A 20,035-nucleotide genomic window follows, 5' to 3' on the forward strand; every position below is an offset into this window, starting at 1 on the left:
GTCAGCGCTTGATCAGCGTGCCGGCGCCGCGCTCGGTGAAGAGTTCGAGCAGCACGGCATGCGGCGTCTTGCCGTCGAGGATGACGACGCCCTCGACGCCGCGGTCGAGCGCCTCGATGCACGTCTCGACCTTGGGGATCATGCCGCCGGAGATGGTGCCGTCGGCGATCATGGCGCGCGCCTCGGCGACCGTGAGTTCCTTGATCAGCTGCTTGTTGCGGTCGAGCACGCCCGGAACATCGGTGAGGAAAAGCAGGCGGCTGGCGTCGAGCGCGCCGGCAATGGCGCCGGCGAAGGTGTCGGCGTTGACGTTGTAGGTCTCGCCGTCCTCGCCAGCGCAGACCGGCGCCAGGACGGGGATGATCTCGGATTTCGCCAGCACTTCCAGCACTTCGGTGCGGACGCGGGTCGGCTCGCCGACGAAGCCGAGGTCGACGACCTTCTCGATGTTGGAATCGGGGTCGACGACCTTGCGCGTCAGGCGCTTGACCGTGACCATGTTGCCGTCCTTGCCGGTCAGGCCGATGGCGCGACCGCCCGCCTCGGTGATCGTCTGCACGATCTCCTTGTTGATCGAGCCGGCGAGAACCATCTCGACGACCTCGACGGTCGGCTTGTCGGTGATGCGCATGCCGGCCGCCCATTCGGACTTGATGCCGAGGCGGTTCAGCATGGCGTTGATCTGGGGGCCGCCGCCATGGACGACGACGGGATTGATGCCCGCGAGCTTCAGGAGCGTGATGTCCTCGGCGAAGGCCTTGCCGAGCTCTTCCGAGCCCATGGCATTGCCGCCGAACTTGACCACCACCGTCTTCTCGTCATAGCGCAGCATGTAGGGCAGCGCAGTGGCGATCAGTCGCGCGGTCAGCACCGGATCCGTGCTGTCCTCTACCCGCATATCCATCCTCAAATCTCCGCTCCGCTAAAGGCAGCGCTCTATAGCGATTTTGAGATGGCGGAACAATGACGGTGACGCGTCCGCCGCCCCGCTTTCGTCAGCTCGCCAACTGGGCGATTTCGGCGCGCAGCAGGTCCATGCCTTCGCCGGTTTCCGACGAGGTGGCGATGATGATCGGATAGGCGGCCGGACGTCGGGCGATCGCCGCTTCCGTCGCCGCCCTGACCTTGGCCAGTTCGCCGGTCTTGAGCTTGTCCACCTTGGTCAGGACGATCTGGTAGGAAACCGCCGTCTCGTCGAGCAGGTCCAGCGTCAGCTTGTCGTTCGCCTTGATGCCGTGGCGCGAATCGATCAGCACGTAGACACGGCGCAGGCTGACTCGGCCGCGCAGATAGTCGCGGATCATCCGGTTCCAGGCATCGACGAGCTTCTTCGGCGCCTCGGCATAGCCATAGCCCGGCATGTCGACGATCGACAGGCCGCTGCCGGAGGTGAAGAAGTTCAGCTCCTGCGTGCGGCCCGGCGTGTTCGACGTGCGCGCCAGGCCGATGCGGTTGGTCAGCGCGTTGATCAGCGACGACTTGCCGACATTCGAGCGGCCGGCGAAGGCGATCTCGGCGACGTCGATCGGCGGCAGGTGCCCGATCGTGGGCACGCTCATCACGAAGTCCCACGCCTTGGCGAAGAACAGGCGGCCGCTTTCGATGCGGTCGATCTCTTCCGGGTCGATTTCCGGCATCAGCTCTTGGCCTTGGTTGGCACGGAGGTCTTGTCGCCGCCGTCCTTGGGCTTCTTCTTGAAGGTGGCCATGATGTTGCCGAGCAGGTTCACGTCGACGCCCTGGCGCCGCATGATGACCCACTGCTGGGCGATCGACAGCGTGTTGTTCCAGGCCCAGTAGATCACCAGGCCGGCCGGGAACGTGCCGAGCATGAAGGTGAAGATCACCGGCATCCAGTTGAAGATCACCTGCTGCGCCGGATCGGCCGGGGCCGGGTTCAGGCGCATCTGCACCCACATGGTCAGGCCCATGATCAGCGGCCAGATGCCGATCATCAGCATGTGCGGCGGCGTCCAGGGGATCAGGCCGAACAGGTTGAAGATCGTCGTCGGATCGGGCGCAGACAGGTCCTGGATCCAGCCGAAGAACGGCGCGTGCCGCATCTCGATGGTGACGAAGATCACCTTGTAGAGCGAGAAGAAGACGGGGATCTGGATCAGCACGGGCCAGCAGCCGGCGAGCGGATTGATCTTTTCCTTCTTGTAGAGCGCCATCAGCTCCTGCTGCTGCTTCACCTTGTCGTCGGCGAAGCGCTCGCGGATGGCCTGCATCTCCGGCTGCACCTTCTTCATCGCGCTCATCGACTTGTACGACTTGTTGGCGAGCGGGAAGAACACGGCCTTGACGATGACGGTGACGAGCAGGATCGCCACGCCGAAATTGCCGAACAGCCTGAAGAAATAGTCCATCAGGAAGAACAGCGGCTTTGTGAAGAAATAGAACATGCCCCAGTCGATCAGCAGGTCGAAGCGGTCGATCTTGAGGTTGTTCTGGTAGTCCTGGATCACCGACACCTGCTTGGCGCCGGCGAACAGAAGGCCCTCGGCCGAGGCGGTGCCGCCGGCGGGGACCGTGACGGCCTTGCTCTTGAAGTCGGTCTGGTAGAGCGGCGTCTGGCCGTCGACGAAGCTGAACGAGGCGTCGAACGACTTGGTGTCGCGCGGCACGACGGCGGCGGCCCAGTACTTGTCGGTGATGCCGAGCCAGCCGGTCTCGATGTTCTGGAAGGACTCGGAGCCGGCCTTGCGCAGGTTCTTGTAGGTGATCTCCTGCAGGCCCTTTTCGCCGAGCACGCCGAGCGGGCCTTCATGCAGGATGTAGTATCCGGCAACCGTCGGTTCGCCGAGGCGCACGACGCGGCCATAGGGCGACAGGCTGACGGCCTCGCCGGTGGCGTTCGCCACCTCGTCCTTGACGGTGAACATGAAGCGCGGGTCGATCGAGATCGTGCGCTTGAAGGTCAGGCCGGCGCCATTGTCCCAGGTCAGCACGACGGGGGTGGTGTCGGTCAGCTTGGCGTCGGGCTCTGCCTTCCAGAGCGTGTCCGGGCCGGGAGCGGCGACGCCGGCGGGTGCGACCCAGCCGAATTCGGAAAAATAGCCGTTCGGCGCGCCGGAGGGCGACAGCAGAACGATCGTCGGGCTGTTCGGATTGACCGTCTCGCGGAAGCCGTCGAGATGCAGGTCGTCGAAGCGGGCGCCCTTGAGGTTGATCGAGCCGGTCACCGAGGCGGTGTTGATCGGCACGCGCGGGTTGGCGGCGAGCGCCTGGTCGCGGGTCATGACCGCAGGCTGTGCCGCCGTGGTGGGGGCGGCGCCGGTCGTTGTCGCCGCGCCTTCCGTGCCGGCCGCGGTCGACGTCGCGGCGCCCGTGGTCTGCGTGGCCGTGCTGGTCTGGGCGGCGTGCTGGCGCGCCTGGTCGACCTTCGGGCCCGCGACGAAATACTGCCATCCGAAGACGACCGCCACCGACAGGACGACGGCTAGGATCAGATTGCGGTTATCGGTCATCGTTCACGTCTTTCGGGTGAGTCGCTTGGCCCGGCTGCCGGGCCGTTTCCTTGCCGCGCGCTTTCGGGCGCGAAGCCGGCGTCGGGCGCTGCAGCGCGTCGAAGCCGGAGATAAGGTCGGCAACGAGAAGTTCGAAGGGCTGCGACAGAGCGGCGCGGCGGCCGACCAGGACATAGTCGGTGCCGACGGCGGCATGTTCGCCGCCCGCGATGCGGATCGCCTCGCGCAGGCGCCGGCGGATCCGGTTGCGCTCGGGCGAATTGCCCATCTTCTTCGTGACCGTGTAGCCGATGCGCGCCGGCCGATCGGCCTCCTCGGCGCGCGGGCTGCGTTTCTGCAAAACAAAACCGCGCCGGGAGGCGCGGGGCCCACCGGCGACGGCAAGAAATTCGGCGCGTTTCTTGAGACGATCCATGGTCTTCATGTGATCCATGGGAGGCCTTTCCGGGCGCCGGCCGGCTGTTCGACCGCCTGATTAGGCAGTGAGCTTCTTGCGGCCCTGCGCGCGGCGAGCCGCGATGACCTTGCGGCCGCCGACGGTGGCCATGCGGGAACGGAAGCCGTGGCGGCGGGCGCGAACGAGCTTGCTAGGTTGATAGGTGCGCTTCATGCGTCGTCACCGCTTGGGGCGGCCCCTCGAATTCAGAGTTTGTCATCGGATGAGCGAGCCGTCCCGGCGGTTTGGCGCCGCGGCCACGGCCGAAGCCATGACACGACAGGAAGCGTGCTCTCGTGAGCCCGGCTTATACGGAGAAGGTCCAGCCAAGTCAACGCGAGTCCGGCGCGCCGCGGAGAGAAGGCGTTGGCGGCCACCCAATGCCATGAATAACGCGAAATTCCGTGGTCCACGGCGATTCCGACGTGAATTTGACGCGGTCCACCCGCCCGAGTCATCATAGAGGGGTCGTCGGCCCGAGATGGGAGCGCCGATTGAATGACGCCAAAGTGACGGATCTCAACGCGAGCCCCTTGCAATCCGGTTTAGTCGCGCAGGTCCCCTTGCCGGATGTCGCTCCTGCGCGGCCACGGCGTCATGCCTTCGGCCTGTCGATCAAGCTCATTCTCCTGACGATCGTCTTCGTCATGGTCAGCGAAGTGGCGGCCTTCGTGCCGTCCGTCTCGAGCTATCGCGTCCGCTTCCTGGAAGAGAAGCTGGCGACCGCGCAGGCCGCCGCCGTGCTGCTCGGCTCCGCCGCCTGGGATAATGTGCCGCGCACCGTCCAGGACGAGCTGCTTGCGACCGTTGGCGCCACCGCCATCGTGCTGCGCACCGGCAAGGCGAGCCGGCTGCTCGCCGCCGTTGAGATGCCGCCATCCGTCGACGAGGTGGCGGACCTGCGCGATACCTCGCTCTGGCGCTCCGCCCAGGCCGCCTTCACCACGCTCACCGCCTGGACGCCGCGCACCCTGCGTGTCATCGGCGCGGACCGGGACGGCAAGAGCCTGGAGCTCGTGATCAGCGACCGGCCGCTGCGGGCGGCGATGATGCGTTTCGCCGCCAATATCCTGATCCTGTCGGCGGTGATCTCGATCCTCACGGCCGTGCTGATCTATATCAGCCTGCAGCGCCTGCTGATCCGGCCGATGCGCCAGCTGGCGCAGGCCATGGTGCGCTATTCGGAGGATCCGGAGGACAAGTCCCGCATCATCGAGCCGAGCGGCCGCTCCGACGAGATCGGCATCGCCGAGGACAAGCTCGCCGCCATGCAGAACCACCTGACCGAATCGCTGGCGCAGAAGCGACATCTCGCCGATCTCGGTCTCGCCGTGTCCAAGGTCAACCACGACCTGCGCAACCTGCTCGCCTCGGCGCAGCTCTTTTCCGATCGCATCGCGGCCTTGCCGGACCCGGCGGTGCAGCGCTTCGCGCCGAAGCTGATCGCCACGCTCGGCCGCGCCATCGACTATTGCCAGACGACGCTCGCCTATGGCCGGGCGCGCGAGCGCGAGCCGCAGCGCCGCCTCGTCGATCTTGGCCGGATATGTCGCGAGGTCGCCGACGTGCTCGGGCTCGACCATCACGCGACCATCGTCTTCGACAGCCGGATCGAGGCGGGCTTCGAGGTGGACGCCGACCCGGACCAGCTGTTCCGCGTCCTGCTCAATCTCTGTCGCAACGCCGTGCAGGCGATGGACGGCGAGGCCGACCCGGCCGTCGTGCGCCGCCTGTTCGTCGAGGGGCGGCGCGAGGGCGGCGTCGTCGTCATCCGCATCTGCGATACCGGCCCCGGCGTCTCGGCCAAGGCGCGCCAGCATCTGTTCCAGGCCTTCCAGGGCGGCGTCCGCCCCGGCGGCGCCGGCCTCGGCCTCGCCATCGCGGCCGAGATCGTGCGCGCCCATGGCGGCACCATCGCCCTGGTCGACCAGAGCGCGCCGGGCGCGGCCTTCGAGATCACGCTGCCGGACCGGCCGATCGACTTCGATCTCGCCGCGCGCGCCCGCGTCGGCTAGCGCGGCTTCCGGCGGACGACGCAGCTCGGGCAAAGCCGCCCGCGCCGCGCGGTACTGCCTCGGGTTTTTAGGTGGGATAGAAAATTCTCCACAGCCTCGTCCAACTCGGCGCTTGCAATCGGCGAAGTGAGGCTGTAGCAATCCCCTCGTCGACGACCTGAGGGTCGGCGCGGCGCCCGGGAGTGTTGCTTCAGGGTGGTGCAAATCGACAGGCGCCCGTAGCTCAGCTGGATAGAGCACCAGACTACGAATCTGGGGGTCAGGAGTTCGAATCTCTTCGGGCGCGCCATCTTTTCAATGACTTAGCCGAAGTCTCCTGTAACGCGTTCCCCACGCGTTCCCCATTACACGTTCCCCACGCGTTCCCGGTGCTCCTTTCTCTTCGTCGCGACGCGGCGGGAGGCTTCCAGTTCGCCGCGATCGTAGACCCGCGACGTGATGGTCGCGTCGGTGTGGGCAGCATGCTTCGAGACATCTTCCACGGCCGCGCCCGCATCCCGTCCTTCGGTGATGCCGCCTGCGCGGCTATCTCTGTTCCAGACTTCCTTCGGCACGCCGGCCGCCGTCGCGATCTTGCGCCAGCGCTTGCTGTACTCCTTTTCGGAGTAGGGCAGCCCTGAGCGCTCGTCGATGATCATCGGCCCGATGCGGTCTTCCTGCTTCACCCTGGCGATCTCGGCCGAGATGAGCGGGTAGAGCGTCGTATCGATCTTCATCTCGCGGCCCGTCTTCGATGTGGCGAAGTCGATCAGACCTTCGCTATCGAGATGCGCCCATGTCAGGCCATCGGCCCAGCGTCTGCCGTTCAGTCGGATGCCGCCGGCGGAATTCTCCGCAGGCTCCCACTGGCCGGTCACGCTCGACTGGCGGAACATGCCCTCGAATTGAAGGGCCTGCCCGAAGGCGATCGAGTGCGCGCCTGCGGCGTGTGCCGCATCGATGATGGCCCGCACTTGGTCAAGGCTTGGGGTCTCCTTCCGGGGCTTCGGCACCTTGAAGCGTGCCTTGCTTAGGATCCCGGCCAGTCGATCACATTCCGGCACCTCTGCGAGCACGCCGAAATTGACCACCATGCGCAACATGGTCATCAGGCCATGCGCTGAGCGGAGTTGCTCCGGCTGACCTTCCTTCTTTGGACGCTTCGCCGTCTCATACCAGCGATGGATGTCAGCAAAGGTGACGGCTGACAGCAGCCGCTTGCCGACTGCCTTCGACAGCTTGGCGCAGTCCAGGTCGTACTGGCGCCGCGTATTCCATTTGACGGCGCGGTAGGGGCTGAATTCGCTCGTCTGGTACATCTCGACCAGATGCGCGATCGTGCCCGGCGCGGCGCCGGCGATCGGCTTGGCGCCGATCTTCGACCACTCCAGCATTTCAGCTTGAAGAACCCGGCAACGCGAGGCGATGGCCTCGAGGTCGTCGGGCGCATAGTGCAGGCGAACCGTCTTTGGTTCGTATCCGCGTTTGGCAATGTCGGTGCGGGCGACCCAATAGGGCACCCGGCCACCATCCGCGCGCTGGCGCCACTTCAGGCCCGGCGCATCCATGTCTTCCTTCATCCCCAATTCTCTTCTCCGTCCTGGGCGGACGTGGGGATAGTGCCATGAGTCATGTGCCGCCTGTCCAGCCATGCGCGCACGGCGGGCCAATAGCGCTTGCCGATCAGCGCGTCTTTCCGGGGCAGCCCGTCGCGCTCGAGCACCGGCGCAAGCCGGCGCCAGGCCTTTTCCGAGACGCCGACGCGCTGGGCGACTTCAATCTCGAACAGGTAGAGCTTGGCTGTAGTTGGGGTCTCGACGCTCTGCTGCAACGCCTCACTGGCCATGGCGGCTCTCTCTTCTATATGCGCCCGGATGTACCATTCGTTCGATCTCGTGTTCGTCTGGGAGACGAGCGGCAAGCGCCGCGCGATCGGCGATGTCGAGCGAGCGTCGCAGTGGCTGCTCGATCATTGGCCCTATGAGTTCAGCACGACGCTGGCGCACCGCGCCGCGCGGATCGCCTGCCTCGAGGCGCTGGAAGGTCGCGTGGAAAACGACTACGCGCGCGCCGCCTTCATCATCGCGGCGCGCGAGGCGGATATCCTGGTGGAGTAGCGTCACGGCGCCGGCTCCCGATCGGCGACAAGAGCATCCAACCCTTTCTCGGCCCGCCATGCATCGAAGGTGTGATCGCCGTCGAGCACCATGCGCATCGCCATGACGGCGACTTGCACGGCCTCCTTGCGCACGCGCTCGCGCCCTTCCTCGAACGTGGCTGTTGCCAGCTCGCCGACCTCTTCCATCAGCGCGGCGAGGGTCACATTCTTGCCGGGGAACTTCGCGCGAGCGCGCACCAGCTCGGCGAGGATGTCGGCGGTAAGGCCCTCCTCGTAGCTCCGGGTTGCGGGAGGCTGAGGCGCGGCGGCGAGCATGGCGCGAAGCCGGCCGGCTTGCGACTGCGTCAGCCGGAACAGGGTGCTGTGGACGCCGCGCCAGTCCTTCGCGTCCAGCCGCTCGATCAGGTCGGCGTCGGCAGGATCAGGTGCGAAGTCCCCCACCGCCACGGCTGGCGCGGGCGGGGAGGCGCGGCGGTCCATGGCGAGGATCGCGGCGCGGGTGTTCCACGCGACCACGCGGCGACCGCTGCCGGCAGTGCTGATCATGACGCGTTCCGCTACGCAGTAGTCCTCGGTCTCCGGATGCACGAAGATCATGCTGCTCCGGGTAGATAGATCGGGGCTGTGCACCAGGCGCTCCCCACAGAACGGGCACGGCTTCAGCTCGATTTCCTCGGCTGTAGGCTCAAGCTTCACTTCGCTCGTCATGTCAGCGCTCCTTGGAATTTCGCGAATTCCATGAAGCCCTCGATCTTGCGAACCTTCTTGGCCCGCTCTTCAAGCGTCGGATAGCAGTCCTGCAGAACAGCTTCGGCCTCCAGCATGTCGACGACCGAGATCAGATCCTTAAGTTCGGCCGCTATGCGCTTGGCGTTGCTGTCAGGCTGCCCAGGCTGGACCTCTGCAAGGCTGAACCTGAGGGCTTTGGAAACGCGCTGAGCCACTTCGGCGCATTCCTCGGCAAGGCATGTCAGAAGATGTTCCTGGCGGTTCATGTCATTGCTCCGGGGAGAGGGAGGGGCGCATCGAGATAGCGAAGCTCCCATGTCGGGTGGAACGGCATGGTGTGCTTGATGCCGTCCAACTGGATCATCAGGTGTGCGCCGCGGGCGCTGCGGATAGTTCCCAATTCCTTTCGGCCGCAGCCGGTGTATTCGACCCGGGCGCCGCGCTTGGCGGGGACGCTGTAGCGTTTGCGGATATAGGCCATGCTCACGGCGCGACCTCCTGTTCGAGAGCGGCGCGACCTTCTGCCGGCATCCGGGCTGCGCGGGTGCGGCGGAGGTCTGCGATCTGCTCGCGGGCAAGGTCCGTGCCGACGGCGCTTTCGGCGCCGCTCGCGGCGACGCGCTTCTCGACCAGGCCGGCGCCCTGCAGGCGCTCGAACACCTGCGGCGCCATGCGCCACGGCGCGCCAGGCGGAAAGGCGGGGTCGTCGAGCAGGGTGATACGGAGCCAGAAGACGTCTTTCGGGCAGTGCTTGCGCTTGCTCATGCCAGCACCTCTGTCGCCATGCTATCGGTCGGCTTGCCGCCGGCGGCGATGTGCGCATCGAACTGGGCGCGGCAGTCCTCGGCGGTGCGCGGCTCTTCGTCATCCATGTAGACGTGGCCCTCGGGCTCGCCGATCAGGGACTCATAGGTCGGGGCGCATTCGGCGCATAAGACGCCGCTGACATCGGGGAAGTAGCGGTCGCCGAGATGAAGCTGCTTTGCACAGGCCAGACACTGCGGCTGCCCTGCGCGACGGGACAACTCGTCAACGATCTTCCTTTCGGCATCTTCCTTCGTAGCCTCGTCGACCTCGAAGTCATCGTCGCTGCTGCCATCAGGGTCGGGCGGAAGCTGCGCGCAGTAGCGGATCTCGACGATGCCGCCGCGCGCGATGGCGGCGACGGTACCAGCCGGCAGATCTTGCGACTCGAGAACTTCAAAGGGGCTGCTGCAGCAGTGTTCCTCGCTCGTGTCGTCTTCCGGCCAGTGCCACTGGCAGGCATCGAGGATCTTCTTCAGGCGGGCACTCTCCGCCTCTGCCGCGCGGGCGCGTTCCAGGTAGCGGTTGTTCGCCTCGAGCAGTTCGGCAACGCGGAGATGGTGTCGGATCATATCGGCCATGAGGGGATCAAGATTGAGCGTCCTCTCTGCCCGCGCCAGCATGAACGCAACATCCCAGTCATTGAAGGAATGGGGCCCCTGATAGCCGTTCGCCCGGGCCTCGAACCATGTTGCCAGGCTGTCGAGCATCGCTCGGTCGATCTCGCGGCGCTTATTCATGACCGTATGGCAACTCATGCTCCGGCTCCGTTCTGGGTGAGGAAGTTGCCGACCGGCGCGGCGTCGATGGCTTCGGCCTCGAGGCGGCGCTCGCGGTTGCGGCGGCGGGAGAGCGCGCCGCCGCGGTCCCATCGGACGGCGCCGCCGCGCGCCTGGCGCCAATGCATGAAGTCGTTCGCGGTCTGGCGTATGGCTGGGGTGATGTGTTCGCGCATGGTCAGCCTCGCATCGGCATGATGACGACGCCGTGGCTGTCGTCCTTGTCGTCAAACAGGCGCAGGGGCGCACCTTGGGTGCTTATGGCGAGCGAGATGTCATCGCAGTTGAAGCTGGCGAGGCTTCGGGCCAGGTGCTGGCCGTTGACGATGAACTTCGCCGGGCCACCGTCGATGATGATGCTGAGCCGATCCTCGATCGTGGATGCGCCGGCAGCCGACGAAAGCTGCAGCCCATCCTCCTGCTCGCCGCTGAATTCGAGGTGGATGCCCTTGCTCTTGCCGTCGAGGATTGAAACCGCCCGTTCGCTCGCAAGCTGAAGCTGGCGGCGCGGCAGCTTGACGAAGACGTCGCCGCCTTCCGGGATTATCCTGCGATAGGGCGGATAGTCGCCATCGACGAGCTTGGTGGTGATGCCGATCGTGCCGATGGAGAGGCCGACCTTCGTGTCGCAGACGTCGATCCGCACCGGCTCGGTCGCGTTCTTGTCGGCCCTCTTGCCGAGAATGCCGGTGAAGACATTGACGGTGCGGCTGGGCAGGAGGGCGCCGGGCATCCCATCCGCCTCGGCGGGCAGATCCATATCGCTCCAGGAGAGAGCGATGCCATCCGTGGCCACGGCGCGCAGGTGGGGCTTTCCGTCCAGATCCGCCGTATGCAGGTATATCGTGCAGAGCGTGAAGCGGTCCTCTGCCGTGCACATGGCGAATTCCGTCTCGCGCAGCAGCCGCGCGAGATCGCCGGCCGGCAGCGAAAAGCTGTGCGTGTATTCCGGCGGCGCCAGCGCCGGGAAGGTGCGCGCGTCCAGCCCGGCCATCGCCGCCTTGACGCGGCCGGCGCGGATGAGCAGCTGTGCGCCGACAACCTCGAGCGCGACCTCGGCACCTTCGGGCAGCCGGCGGACAAGATCGTGAAAGTCGGACTGGTTGACGCAGATCTCGCCGGCAACCTGCACCTCGGCCGGCGCCTGATCGGATGACTGGATATCCATTGCCGTCGTCATGGCCTCGAGGATGTTGTCGGCGGCGCTCAGGCGGACGCACGACAGGATGGCCGAGGGCGCCTTGGTGTCGACGGTCAGCTTGCATGTCGTGAGGATCGCGAGCAGCCGCGCCTGTTCGATGATCAGCTTCATGGGGTGAGCTTCCTGCCGGTCTCGCGCTCGAGCAGGGCGGCGAGCGGGTAAAGGTCCGGAATGGCGCGGGTGAGGTAGTGCACGACGTCTGGCAGGCGGCGGCTCTCGTCGCCCATGCATTTCGTCAGCGAGTGGACGGCAAGGCTCAGGTCGTCCTGGTCGACGGTGTGCACATCGTCGTCCCTGCCTCGAATTTCCTCGGAGCCGCAGGCGGCACATCTCAGCATCTGCGTTCCTCCGCGATCCAGACTTCCAGGTTGGCGATGAGGGCGTGGTCGTGCATGCCGTCCTCGATCAGGCCGAGCAGGCAGGTGGCTGCCTCGGCGACCCGGGCGACGACGGCGCGCGGCGGCGTGACGCCGCCATTGCGGGCTGCCTGCAGGTCGGGCACGGCCTCGATGAGTATTTGCTCGGCGCGCGCCAGGGTGGCTCGCTCGCTGCGGGTAAGCTCGCTGCGGATAAGCTCGGTCATCGCAGCAGCCCCGCGTGAATGCCGAGGCCGATGGCGAAGGCGAACGCCGACAGCAAAGCGGCAATGGAAATCCTGTCCGCCGCCGTGCTGTCATGCACCGCGGCGATCTTTTCGATGATCGTGCGCATGGGGTCTCGTCTCTGGACGGAAGCGTCCGGCGACGCGGCTTCGGCGGGGAAGGGGCGGGAGCCGAAGCCGCGCTGGCTCGACGCTTTTGCGTCAGGCGGCTGCCTGGCGAACAGAGCGGCGCTGTGCTTCCTGATTGGCGGCGCCGGCGTGCTCAGCAATCTCGATTTCCGAGAAGCCGTAATTGCGCAGGTCGGCCTGGGTGCAGCTACCGCTGCCGGCGGCGAGATTGATCATCTCGGAGGCCATCAGCTCGGGTACGCGGCCGAGGCGGCGGGCCTTGTCGAGCGCGGTCTCGCGGATCTGGCGCGGCGGGCGGGAGAAGCGGGTCTGGCTGGTCAGCATTTCGGTCTCCATCGTGAACCTGGAAAGGTTCGGCGCGAAGGGGCTTCCGGCGCCGATGGAGGGATATCAACACGACAACACGATTTGTGTCAACATCAATCGTGTTGTCGTGTTGGTGTGGCTACAGCTTGGAGATCTTTCCGACTACGCGGCCGAGGATCCGCAGGGCCGTTAGCGACATCCGGTCCTCGCCATAGGACTCACGATTGTCGGATATGACCCGGACCTCGTCGGTGCCAAGAACTTTCTTCAGGGACTTCACTCGCGGCTCACCATCGCCATCATCGAAAACGTAGATGGCATCGGGACCAAAGACGTTCTGGCGGGTGTCGACGATCACCCTGTCTCCAGGCCAAAGGGTGGGCGCCATGGAATTGCCGATCACTGACATGAAGATGCTGCCGTCAGGATTCGCGTGCAACTCGTGGCGGTAAAAGGCTTCGGGCAGAACCCACTCGGCGATAACGCGATGCCCGGTTATGGTAGATCCTGAGGCGAGTGTTAGGTTTCGCGTGTCCCCGATCATACCTTCGCCGGCACCGGGCATAACATCGATCTCGGGTCGGCCGCCAGGCAGCGCTGGAACGAATTGATGGTCACTGAAGGCCTTCGCGCCGTCCGCTTCGAAATCTGGATCCGGGTCAAATTCATGACCAAGCGGGACACGCCTAGGGCCGTCGTCCTCGCCGGTGAGCAGCCATGCCGCGCTCACCTTGAATTTCTTGGCGTAGGTCTTGGCAAGCTCTGCATCGAACTCGTTCTGCCCGTTTTCGTGGGCATTGTAGGTTGACGGCTTGAGATTCAGCGCAAACGCCGCCTTCGAGGCTGAGGTGTAGCCAGCGTTGATGCGAGCCTCTTTGAGGCGGGTGTGCATGGTCTCCATGGCGGAACTATCACACTTTATGTCAACATCAATCATGTTGACTCGCGAACACGTTTCATGTGACTTGTTCTGCATGAACACGATCGGTGCCCTCATCGATGCCTTTGGCGGCAACACAAAGTTCGCCTCGGTAATTGGCAAGAACGCCTCGACGGCTTCGGAGATGAAGCGTCGAGAGTCGATCCCTATCGACTATTGGCCCGCGATCATCGAGGCCGCCGCGGACAAGGGGATTCCTGGGGTGGATGCCGACCGATTGATGCGACTGCACCTTCGCGAGGTCGCATGAGCGATCGTCCTGACGACCTCCTTCGAACCGCCGAAGGCTCCGATTTTCCGGCCATCGCCGGACCGAGAAGCGATCGCCACCACCTCCCGGCGATCGTGACTGCCCTTGGCGTCGCCGTCCGGCGCCTCGGGTTCTTCCTCCCCAGACTTGGGGCGGGCCGGCGCATTTCCGTGCCGTGCCCGCCCGCTCTTTTCGAGGGCAATCATCCCGACGGTCGACATCTGCGCGGCCCTCCCTGAGGCGTTTCTGACGCTCCCTTTCTGACAGATCGAAACCGTTCCCACGCTGGGAAAGCTGCAACGCTTTTCCCGAGCCGGGAAAGCTTTGCCCGAGGCGACCATGTCCCGACCCATCTCCGACGCCTGGTTCCACCGCGTGAAATCCGCCACCCGCGACCTTGTCCAGGCCTGCGGCGGTCTGGTGCGCGCCGGTGAGCTTGCCCATGCCTCGAAATCCGAAGTCTCCCGCTGGCAGGTCGCCACCGACGAGGCGATCATTCCGCTTCCCGCCGTGCTGGCACTGGAGGCCGATTGCGAGCTGCCGCTCGTCACCACCGTGATGGCGGATCTCGGCGGCCGGCGGCTGGAAGGCTCGGCGGACGAAGCCGTCACGGCGACGGCCGTTCTTTGCCACTACGCCGAGACGATGCGCGCCAGTTCCGAGCTGATGGCCTCGACGGCCGCCGCGCTCGCCGACGGCAAGATCACCGGCGCCGAAATCGAAATTCTCGACCGCAATGCCGGCTCGCTCGAGCGGGCGGCGGCTGCGCTTCGCTTCTCGATCGCCCAGGCCAAGGGCGGCCCGGCACTTCGCGTGGTGGGGACCGAGTGACGTCGCCCGCCAAGCCCGTTCCGGCCGACGGGCGTGACACGCTCTGGCTCGCGATCGGCATCACCATCCTCTGGCTCTCGTGCGGCAGCGTGCTGCTGCTCACCGCCGCCAAGATCCTCTCCACCGCCATCGAATGGGTGAAATCATGACCTGGAAGCAAAGCCGCTCCGGCCTCGCGATCGACCTGGTGAAGCCGGATCTCTCCAAGATTGACCTGCATATCGACGTTGCCACCCCGCTTTCGCTGATCAATCGCTTCGATGGTCATGCCAGCTATTCGGAATGGCATGGCTATTCCGTCGCGCAGCATTGCTGCCTCGGCGCCGACGCCATCCTGCACGAGACCGGCGGCGACACAGACGCGGCGCTCGCCTTCCTGCTGCATGACGCGCATGAGGTGTTTTCCGGCGACATTACCACCCCCGTGGCCGACGGCCTTGGATGCCTCGTGGTCGAAATGCTTGGCGAACGCGGTCGGGATATCGTGCGGCGCGCAATCAAAACCATGAAGCATCGTCTGGATATGGCTCTCTATGAGCGCCTTGATCTCGACTGGCCGCTTCCGTCGGCCACCGCTGCACTCGTCGCCGAGATGGACATCCGCATGCTGAAGGCCGAGCGCGACGCGATGATGGTGTCGCCGCCGGCGCCCTGGCACGACGCCATCGAAGGCGCCGCGCCGATCGTTTCGCTCGACTGGAAACGCTTCCTTCCGAAGCGGCCGGATGAATGGGCGGCCGAGTGGCTGGCGCGGCTTGCCCTCTGGCATCCGCAGGAAGACTGCATATTCGGCGATTCCGTCACCTTCATCGGGCGGCGCGCGCCATGAGCGAGGATGTCTATGACCCCTATGCCACCGGGCGCACGCGCGCAGGAAAAGCGCTGAATCCCAAGGCGCAGGATGCTCCCGACGACCAGGTGAACGGCATCGCCGCGGCGGAGCTGCGCTCGCTCGTCGAGCGGATCGAGCGCCTCGAGGAAGAGAAGAAGGGCATCGCCGACGATATCAAGGGTGTCTACGGCGAGGGCAAGGCCAATGGCTACGACACCAAGGCGCTGCGCAAGATCGTGGCGCTGCGGAAGAAGGATGCGAGCGAGCGCGAGGAAGAGGAAGCGATCCTCGAACTCTACAAGAACGCGCTGGGGATGGTGTGACCATGACCGACGATGGCTTCATTGAGATTTTGCCCGCCGCAGAAACCCGCGCAAAAGAGGCGCCTGTTACGATGGCGGCGACCGAGTGGGGGCGCCAGCATGCGCGCTACCTCTCGATCACCTTCCATATCGACCGAATGGAGGACGACGCGCGCAAGGTGCTCGACGGCCCGCGGTTCAACGTTGCCTTCAATCCGCACATGCATTGTCTGCGGATCCGCGCGGCTGACGGTATGGGGAAGTTCGAAACCCGCAAGGCGCCGCGCGGCACTGCCGTAACGCTGCGCTTTCCGCTGCCGGATGGCGTCGCTTTCCACACCAAAAGGGTGCCTGTCGAAGCTGATATCGGGTTGTCCCGACGCGAGCTTCTTATTGATCTGCCGCAGGCCTTCAGGCCAGCCAAGCCGGTTGCTGTCGCCAGCGGCGACGCCTTTGAGATTCGACGTGAAATCGCTGATCGCCAGGCGGGAAATCAGACGTCCGCCCTCATGGGCGATCCGCCGCCCGGCCGTAGCGCCCTCGACCAGAAGAAGGTCGGGAAATGACGCTGACATTCCTCCCCCCCGACGAAGCGGCATGGCAGCCGGGCGACGAGCCCGAGGCTATCGGGTCGCTGCTATTCCATCCGCTCGCAAACCTGTTTCCGCTGATCGAGGGCGAGGCCTTCGCCGAGCTGGTCGCCGACGTCGCGGCCAACGGGCTGCAGGAGCCGATCGAGCTTCTGGACGGCGCGATCCTTGACGGTCGCAACCGCTATCGCGCCGCGCTCGCGGCCGGCGTCACCGTGCACACGCGCCAGTTCAAGGGAGCGGACCCGCTCGGCTATGTGATCTCGAAGAACCTGCACCGGCGGCAGCTTTCGACCGGCCAGCGGGCCCTGATCGCCGCGCGGCTCGCCACGATGGGGCAGGGCGCGCGTACCGATCTCGCGGATCCTTCCGCAAACTTGCGGAAGGTCAGCCAGGAGGAGGCGGCGCGGGCTGTGGGCGTTTCCGATCGCAGCGTGACGACGGCGCGCGACGTGCTCGATCATGGTGGCGCCGAGCTGGTCGCCGCCGTCGAGAGCGGGCGGATCGCCGTTTCCGCCGCGGCGGATCTCGCGGCGCTGCCGCTGGCCGAGCAGAAGCGCGTTGTCGAGATCCTCGACCCGCGCGCGCTGGCCGGCGCCATCCGCCAGGCCAGGGATCTGAAGACGGCCGAGAAGAAAGCGCGGCGCGCGGGGCGCGAGGCGGCGCTGGCGACGCGACAGCGCGCGCTGCCCGACAAGCGTTTCGGTGTGATCTATTCCGATTGCGAATGGCGGTTCGAGCCCTACAGCCGCGACAGCGGCATGGATCGTGCGGCCGACAATCACTATCCGACGACATCGACGAACGACCTCGTCCTGCGCGACGTTGGCGGGATTGCGGCCAAGGATTGCGTGCTCTTTCACTGGGCCACGGCAGCGATGCTCAAGGCTGCCATCCGGGTCATGGAAGGTTGGGGCTTCGAGTACAAGTCGCATTTCATCTGGTCCAAGGACCGCACCGGCACCGGCTACTGGAACCGGAACAAGCACGAGCTGCTGCTCGTCGGCACGCGCGGCGATATTCCGGCGCCAGCGCCGGGCGAGCAGTGGCCCTCGGTGATCGAGGCGCCCGTTGGCGCGCATTCGGCGAAGCCGGAGATCTTCGCCGAGATGATCGAGGCCTACTATCCGAACCTCCCCAAGATCGAGCTCAACGCCCGCCGTGCGCGGCCGGGCTGGGACGTCTGGGGCCTGGAAGCACCGGAGGCGGTGGCATGAACCACGCAACACCTGAAGATCTCGCCATGTCGCGCGGGCAGCGGATCGAGGCCTGCCGCCGATCCCTGTCCCTGCTACTGATCCACCATGGCGCGAACCCGCCGGATGGCGCCGCGCGCGCTGCTGTGGCGCGTCTGCGCTGCCAGATCGCTGCCGGGGCCAATGCCGTGCGGCCGGATGAGCCGCCGGCGCTTCTGGCACCGCCGGCAGTCACCCGCCGGCGGGAGCGGGCCGCCAAGGTGGTGGCTGCGCGGCCATCGCGGAGGCGGGCGTCGGACATCGACATGGAGCAGCTGCTGGCGATCGCCGAGGCCGTGATGCTGCGCGATGGCCTCAACGAGAATGAGCTTTTTTCACACCGGCGGAACCCCGCCCTGGTGCGGGCGCGTCATGAGATCATGTATCGCGCCGCAAAGGAGACGAAACTGTCCCTGCCGCAGATCGGTCGCTTCCTCGAACGCGACCATTCCTCCGTTGTCCATGGGATCACGCGCCATGCGGAGAGGCTCGGTCTGGCCCGGCCGCGACCGCCGGGAGGCGTGGCATGAGCGGTCCGCGGCTCTCCATCATTCCCAGGCCGGCGATCATCGATACGCGGCTGACCGCCACGGCGTTGCGCGTGCTCTGCATTCTCGGTAGCCACACGGACAGCGACGGCTGGTGCTCGCGAAGCCAGGGTCGCGTCGGCGACGAACTCGGCTGCAGCCGCTCGGCCGTCAACGCCGCGATCAAGAAGCTCGTCGAATGCGGATACGTCCAACAGCGGGCGCTGCTGCGCAAGGATGGCGGCGACCGATCGCATGAATATCGGGTGTTGCTGGACGATCTGCAGCCCTCGGAATTCATCAATGATGCTGATGATTTGGCTGTCGAGGCGGCTGGCGACATGACTGCCGACGCCACCCCCTGTCAGATTGCTGACACCCCCCTGTCAGCCCAGAACGAACACGGGGGTGTCAGCTCTGGGCTGACACCCAATAGAACGATCCCTTTCTCTTCTGAACGAAAAGAGAGAGAGGCGCGCGGGGCGCGGCGTGATGGGGGCAGGAAGGAAACGGCAGGAGAGCAGGCGAGACGGATTGCGTCCGAAGCCTGGGCAGATGCGCGGTTCATCGCTTCGGCTTGGCGAGCCTGGCCCGACACGGCGACGGAAGTGATCAGCCGGACCTATCCGGCATGGCTGGCCCTGACGGCGGATGAGCAGGCGGAGGCGATTGCCGCCCTCCCGACGGCTGTGGCGGCTATCCGGGCCGGCCGCAAGAAGGAGCGCCGGCGCCTGTTCAACTATCTCGAGGAAAAGGCCTGGAAGAACTTCCCGGCCGCGGCCGGCGGTGCAGGTCTTGCGCCGGTCATGCTGCGCCCTGGAAGCGATTTCTGGTGGGCCGAGTTCTGGCGCCGCGCCGCAGCCGGAGAGCCGGTCCGGTTCATGTTCGATCAGGCCTTCCCGGACGATCGTCGCGACCCGGTCGGTGTTGGCATTCAGCCTTCGGCCATGCCGTCGGATGCCAGTGTCGCCGGGCTTGTGGCGATCCCGGTGCGTGATGGCGAAGGCGCATCGGCGGAGTTCGCCGCCTGGTCCGAATACATGGGCCAGCGCTTCGGCCTCAGGCGCTTCAATCACGTCGATCTCCGCAATCCCTTCATCAAGGTGCCGAGCCGGTGGCCGCCCGGCCATGGTCAGGCGATGGCGAGGGCGGGCTGATGGAACAGGTGAATCTCGAAATGGCAATGGCGGCGGATCTCATGAGCGAACAGGGCAAGGTCTGGCGGATCGGGGATATCGTCGAGCGGGAGGACGCTGCGCGCGCAGGGCTGGCGCGGCCGGCGCCGGGGCGGCAGGGCTGGTACATCGTCTATGTCGCCGGTGGCGACGGGCGCGCTGTGCATGCGCTGGAGCGGCGCGGCTGGTCGGTCTATCGGCCGATGATGACGCGCTATGTCGCCGTGAAGAAACGCGGCGGGCTTCGGGCCGATCGCACGCTGTCGCGCAAGAAGCGTCGCGAGCAGCCCGCGCTGCAGAGAATCACCGTGCCGCTCTATCCGCGATACCTGTTCGTCGCTGCCGATCCGCGCCTCGGCGCATGGTGGATGCTGCTGGATATCCCCGGTGTCGCCGCCGTCATTCGACATGGATCGAGCGTGGTTGTGCGGCTCGATAATGATGTCATCGACGGCATCCGCAGCGAGGAACTGAGCGGGGAGCATGACGAGCGCCAGCCAGCTAACCTGTTGAAGCCTTTGCCGAATGCGATGGTTCGGATCGTGAAGGGGCCATTCGCTGGCTTCTCCGGTACCGTGGTCGAGGGTGGCGACCCGGACACGGTCAGATGCGAGGTCGGTGTGTTCGGTGGCACCACGCCCGTCTCCATGCCGCTTGACCATGTTGAGATCGCCTGATAGCGAATCCAACAGGACGAGCGGACTGGAACACCATCGCACCCATCGGGTCTGAGCGAGGTCGGTCCCCCCCGGAAGGCGGCAGCAGCTGACCTTCGCAGATGACGAA

31 protein-coding genes and 1 tRNA gene are annotated in these 20,035 nt (G+C 65.7%); 13 read left to right on the plus strand and 19 right to left on the minus strand.

Features of this window, described 5'->3' with window-relative positions; genetic code table 11:
- Window position 1 precedes the first annotated feature (1 nt).
- The 5 genes from argB to rpmH all read right to left on the minus strand — a co-directional run bounded on the left by argB (window position 2) and on the right by rpmH (window position 4,079).
- Complete coding sequence (argB, locus tag WFK98_RS19985; RefSeq protein WP_336801438.1) at window positions 2-904, minus strand: acetylglutamate kinase; 903 nt, start codon at window positions 902-904, stop codon at window positions 2-4.
- A 91-nt stretch (window positions 905-995) separates the two neighbouring features.
- Window positions 996-1,637, minus strand: coding sequence for a ribosome biogenesis GTP-binding protein YihA/YsxC (gene yihA, locus WFK98_RS19990; protein WP_336801439.1), 642 nt, complete (start codon window positions 1,635-1,637; stop codon window positions 996-998).
- A complete protein-coding gene (gene yidC, locus WFK98_RS19995; protein ID WP_336801440.1) occupies window positions 1,637-3,469 on the minus strand; it encodes a membrane protein insertase YidC in 1,833 nt (610 codons plus the stop codon). Before yidC ends, yihA begins: the two co-directional genes overlap by 1 nt.
- Window positions 3,459-3,902 carry a ribonuclease P protein component gene (gene rnpA, locus WFK98_RS20000; protein WP_266336935.1) on the minus strand — a complete coding sequence of 148 codons (444 nt, stop codon included), beginning with the start codon at window positions 3,900-3,902 and terminating at the stop codon, window positions 3,459-3,461. Before rnpA ends, yidC begins: the two co-directional genes overlap by 11 nt.
- Window positions 3,903-3,944: 42 nt before the next feature.
- Window positions 3,945-4,079 carry a 50S ribosomal protein L34 gene (rpmH, locus tag WFK98_RS20005; protein WP_201401895.1) on the minus strand — a complete coding sequence of 45 codons (135 nt, stop codon included), beginning with the start codon at window positions 4,077-4,079 and terminating at the stop codon, window positions 3,945-3,947.
- 389 nt (window positions 4,080-4,468) lie between these two features.
- Between rpmH and WFK98_RS20010 the strand changes: the two genes are divergently transcribed.
- Both WFK98_RS20010 and WFK98_RS20015 read left to right on the plus strand, forming a co-directional pair.
- Window positions 4,469-5,920: a sensor histidine kinase gene (locus WFK98_RS20010; protein ID WP_336801441.1), complete on the plus strand. Its 1,452-nt coding sequence runs from the start codon at window positions 4,469-4,471 to the stop codon at window positions 5,918-5,920.
- 212 nt (window positions 5,921-6,132) lie between these two features.
- A tRNA-Arg gene (locus WFK98_RS20015) sits at window positions 6,133-6,209 on the plus strand.
- 55 nt (window positions 6,210-6,264) lie between these two features.
- Here WFK98_RS20015 and WFK98_RS20020 read toward each other — a convergent pair.
- On the minus strand, window positions 6,265-7,479 hold the full coding sequence (locus WFK98_RS20020) for a hypothetical protein (RefSeq protein WP_336801442.1): 1,215 nt from the start codon (window positions 7,477-7,479) through the stop codon (window positions 6,265-6,267).
- Entirely contained in the window at window positions 7,476-7,745 is a 270-nt protein-coding gene (locus WFK98_RS20025; RefSeq protein WP_336801443.1) for a hypothetical protein, read from the minus strand. Before WFK98_RS20025 ends, WFK98_RS20020 begins: the two co-directional genes overlap by 4 nt.
- A gap of 28 nt (window positions 7,746-7,773) precedes the next feature.
- Between WFK98_RS20025 and WFK98_RS20030 the strand changes: the two genes are divergently transcribed.
- Window positions 7,774-8,016 (plus strand): DUF982 domain-containing protein, encoded by a 243-nt coding sequence (locus WFK98_RS20030; protein ID WP_336801444.1) that lies wholly within the window; start codon window positions 7,774-7,776, stop codon window positions 8,014-8,016.
- Between the two features lie 2 nt (window positions 8,017-8,018).
- On the opposite strand, the gene WFK98_RS20035 is transcribed toward WFK98_RS20030, so the two are convergent.
- From WFK98_RS20035 to WFK98_RS20090, 12 genes are all read right to left on the minus strand, one after another.
- Complete coding sequence (locus tag WFK98_RS20035) at window positions 8,019-8,726, minus strand: hypothetical protein (protein WP_336801445.1); 708 nt, start codon at window positions 8,724-8,726, stop codon at window positions 8,019-8,021.
- A complete protein-coding gene (locus tag WFK98_RS20040) occupies window positions 8,723-9,013 on the minus strand; it encodes a hypothetical protein (protein ID WP_336801446.1) in 291 nt (96 codons plus the stop codon). The genes WFK98_RS20035 and WFK98_RS20040 overlap by 4 nt, the downstream gene beginning before the upstream one ends.
- Complete coding sequence (locus WFK98_RS20045) at window positions 9,010-9,228, minus strand: hypothetical protein (protein ID WP_336801574.1); 219 nt, start codon at window positions 9,226-9,228, stop codon at window positions 9,010-9,012. Before WFK98_RS20045 ends, WFK98_RS20040 begins: the two co-directional genes overlap by 4 nt.
- Window positions 9,229-9,230: 2 nt before the next feature.
- Entirely contained in the window at window positions 9,231-9,512 is a 282-nt protein-coding gene (locus WFK98_RS20050) for a hypothetical protein (protein ID WP_336801447.1), read from the minus strand.
- Window positions 9,509-10,309, minus strand: coding sequence for a hypothetical protein (locus tag WFK98_RS20055; RefSeq protein WP_336801448.1), 801 nt, complete (start codon window positions 10,307-10,309; stop codon window positions 9,509-9,511). Before WFK98_RS20055 ends, WFK98_RS20050 begins: the two co-directional genes overlap by 4 nt.
- Complete coding sequence (locus WFK98_RS20060) at window positions 10,306-10,506, minus strand: hypothetical protein (protein WP_336801449.1); 201 nt, start codon at window positions 10,504-10,506, stop codon at window positions 10,306-10,308. Before WFK98_RS20060 ends, WFK98_RS20055 begins: the two co-directional genes overlap by 4 nt.
- A gap of 2 nt (window positions 10,507-10,508) precedes the next feature.
- On the minus strand, window positions 10,509-11,642 hold the full coding sequence (gene dnaN, locus WFK98_RS20065) for a DNA polymerase III subunit beta (protein ID WP_336801450.1): 1,134 nt from the start codon (window positions 11,640-11,642) through the stop codon (window positions 10,509-10,511).
- Window positions 11,639-11,869, minus strand: coding sequence for a hypothetical protein (locus WFK98_RS20070; protein WP_336801451.1), 231 nt, complete (start codon window positions 11,867-11,869; stop codon window positions 11,639-11,641). Before WFK98_RS20070 ends, dnaN begins: the two co-directional genes overlap by 4 nt.
- Complete coding sequence (locus WFK98_RS20075) at window positions 11,863-12,114, minus strand: hypothetical protein (RefSeq protein WP_336801452.1); 252 nt, start codon at window positions 12,112-12,114, stop codon at window positions 11,863-11,865. Before WFK98_RS20075 ends, WFK98_RS20070 begins: the two co-directional genes overlap by 7 nt.
- Window positions 12,111-12,242 (minus strand): hypothetical protein, encoded by a 132-nt coding sequence (locus tag WFK98_RS20080; protein ID WP_336801453.1) that lies wholly within the window; start codon window positions 12,240-12,242, stop codon window positions 12,111-12,113. The genes WFK98_RS20075 and WFK98_RS20080 overlap by 4 nt, the downstream gene beginning before the upstream one ends.
- A 91-nt stretch (window positions 12,243-12,333) precedes the next feature.
- A complete protein-coding gene (locus tag WFK98_RS20085) occupies window positions 12,334-12,585 on the minus strand; it encodes a hypothetical protein (RefSeq protein WP_336801454.1) in 252 nt (83 codons plus the stop codon).
- A 121-nt stretch (window positions 12,586-12,706) separates the two neighbouring features.
- A complete protein-coding gene (locus WFK98_RS20090) occupies window positions 12,707-13,468 on the minus strand; it encodes a S24 family peptidase (protein WP_336801455.1) in 762 nt (253 codons plus the stop codon).
- 73 nt (window positions 13,469-13,541) lie between these two features.
- Here WFK98_RS20090 and WFK98_RS20095 point away from each other — a divergent pair, with 73 nt between their 5' ends.
- The 10 genes from WFK98_RS20095 (at window position 13,542) to nusG (ending at window position 19,926) form a co-directional block, all read left to right on the plus strand.
- A complete protein-coding gene (locus tag WFK98_RS20095; protein ID WP_336801456.1) occupies window positions 13,542-13,757 on the plus strand; it encodes a carph-isopro domain-containing protein in 216 nt (71 codons plus the stop codon).
- Window positions 13,758-14,096: 339 nt separating this feature from the next.
- Window positions 14,097-14,588, plus strand: coding sequence for a hypothetical protein (locus WFK98_RS20100; RefSeq protein ID WP_336801457.1), 492 nt, complete (start codon window positions 14,097-14,099; stop codon window positions 14,586-14,588).
- Window positions 14,585-14,737: a hypothetical protein gene (locus WFK98_RS20105; RefSeq protein ID WP_336801458.1), complete on the plus strand. Its 153-nt coding sequence runs from the start codon at window positions 14,585-14,587 to the stop codon at window positions 14,735-14,737. The genes WFK98_RS20100 and WFK98_RS20105 overlap by 4 nt, the downstream gene beginning before the upstream one ends.
- Window positions 14,734-15,417, plus strand: a complete 684-nt coding sequence (locus WFK98_RS20110; protein WP_336801459.1) for a hypothetical protein — start codon at window positions 14,734-14,736, stop codon at window positions 15,415-15,417. The genes WFK98_RS20105 and WFK98_RS20110 overlap by 4 nt, the downstream gene beginning before the upstream one ends.
- Window positions 15,418-15,506: 89 nt before the next feature.
- On the plus strand, window positions 15,507-15,743 hold the full coding sequence (locus tag WFK98_RS20115; protein WP_442907468.1) for a DUF2312 domain-containing protein: 237 nt from the start codon (window positions 15,507-15,509) through the stop codon (window positions 15,741-15,743).
- 2 nt (window positions 15,744-15,745) lie between these two features.
- The gene (locus tag WFK98_RS20120; protein WP_336801460.1) at window positions 15,746-16,288 is read left to right on the plus strand and encodes a hypothetical protein; all 543 of its coding nucleotides are present in this window, start codon (window positions 15,746-15,748) and stop codon (window positions 16,286-16,288) included.
- Complete coding sequence (locus tag WFK98_RS20125; protein WP_336801461.1) at window positions 16,285-17,529, plus strand: MT-A70 family methyltransferase; 1,245 nt, start codon at window positions 16,285-16,287, stop codon at window positions 17,527-17,529. Before WFK98_RS20120 ends, WFK98_RS20125 begins: the two co-directional genes overlap by 4 nt.
- Window positions 17,526-18,077: a helix-turn-helix domain-containing protein gene (locus WFK98_RS20130; RefSeq protein ID WP_336801462.1), complete on the plus strand. Its 552-nt coding sequence runs from the start codon at window positions 17,526-17,528 to the stop codon at window positions 18,075-18,077. Before WFK98_RS20125 ends, WFK98_RS20130 begins: the two co-directional genes overlap by 4 nt.
- Window positions 18,074-19,231: a helix-turn-helix domain-containing protein gene (locus WFK98_RS20135; protein ID WP_336801463.1), complete on the plus strand. Its 1,158-nt coding sequence runs from the start codon at window positions 18,074-18,076 to the stop codon at window positions 19,229-19,231. The genes WFK98_RS20130 and WFK98_RS20135 overlap by 4 nt, the downstream gene beginning before the upstream one ends.
- Window positions 19,231-19,926, plus strand: a complete 696-nt coding sequence (gene nusG, locus WFK98_RS20140; protein ID WP_336801464.1) for a transcription termination/antitermination protein NusG — start codon at window positions 19,231-19,233, stop codon at window positions 19,924-19,926. The genes WFK98_RS20135 and nusG overlap by 1 nt, the downstream gene beginning before the upstream one ends.
- The last annotated feature ends 109 nt before the right edge of the window (window positions 19,927-20,035 follow it).

Source organism: Kaistia sp. MMO-174, from assembly GCF_037147815.1.
Classification (GTDB): Bacteria; Pseudomonadota; Alphaproteobacteria; order Rhizobiales; family Kaistiaceae; genus Kaistia; species Kaistia nematophila.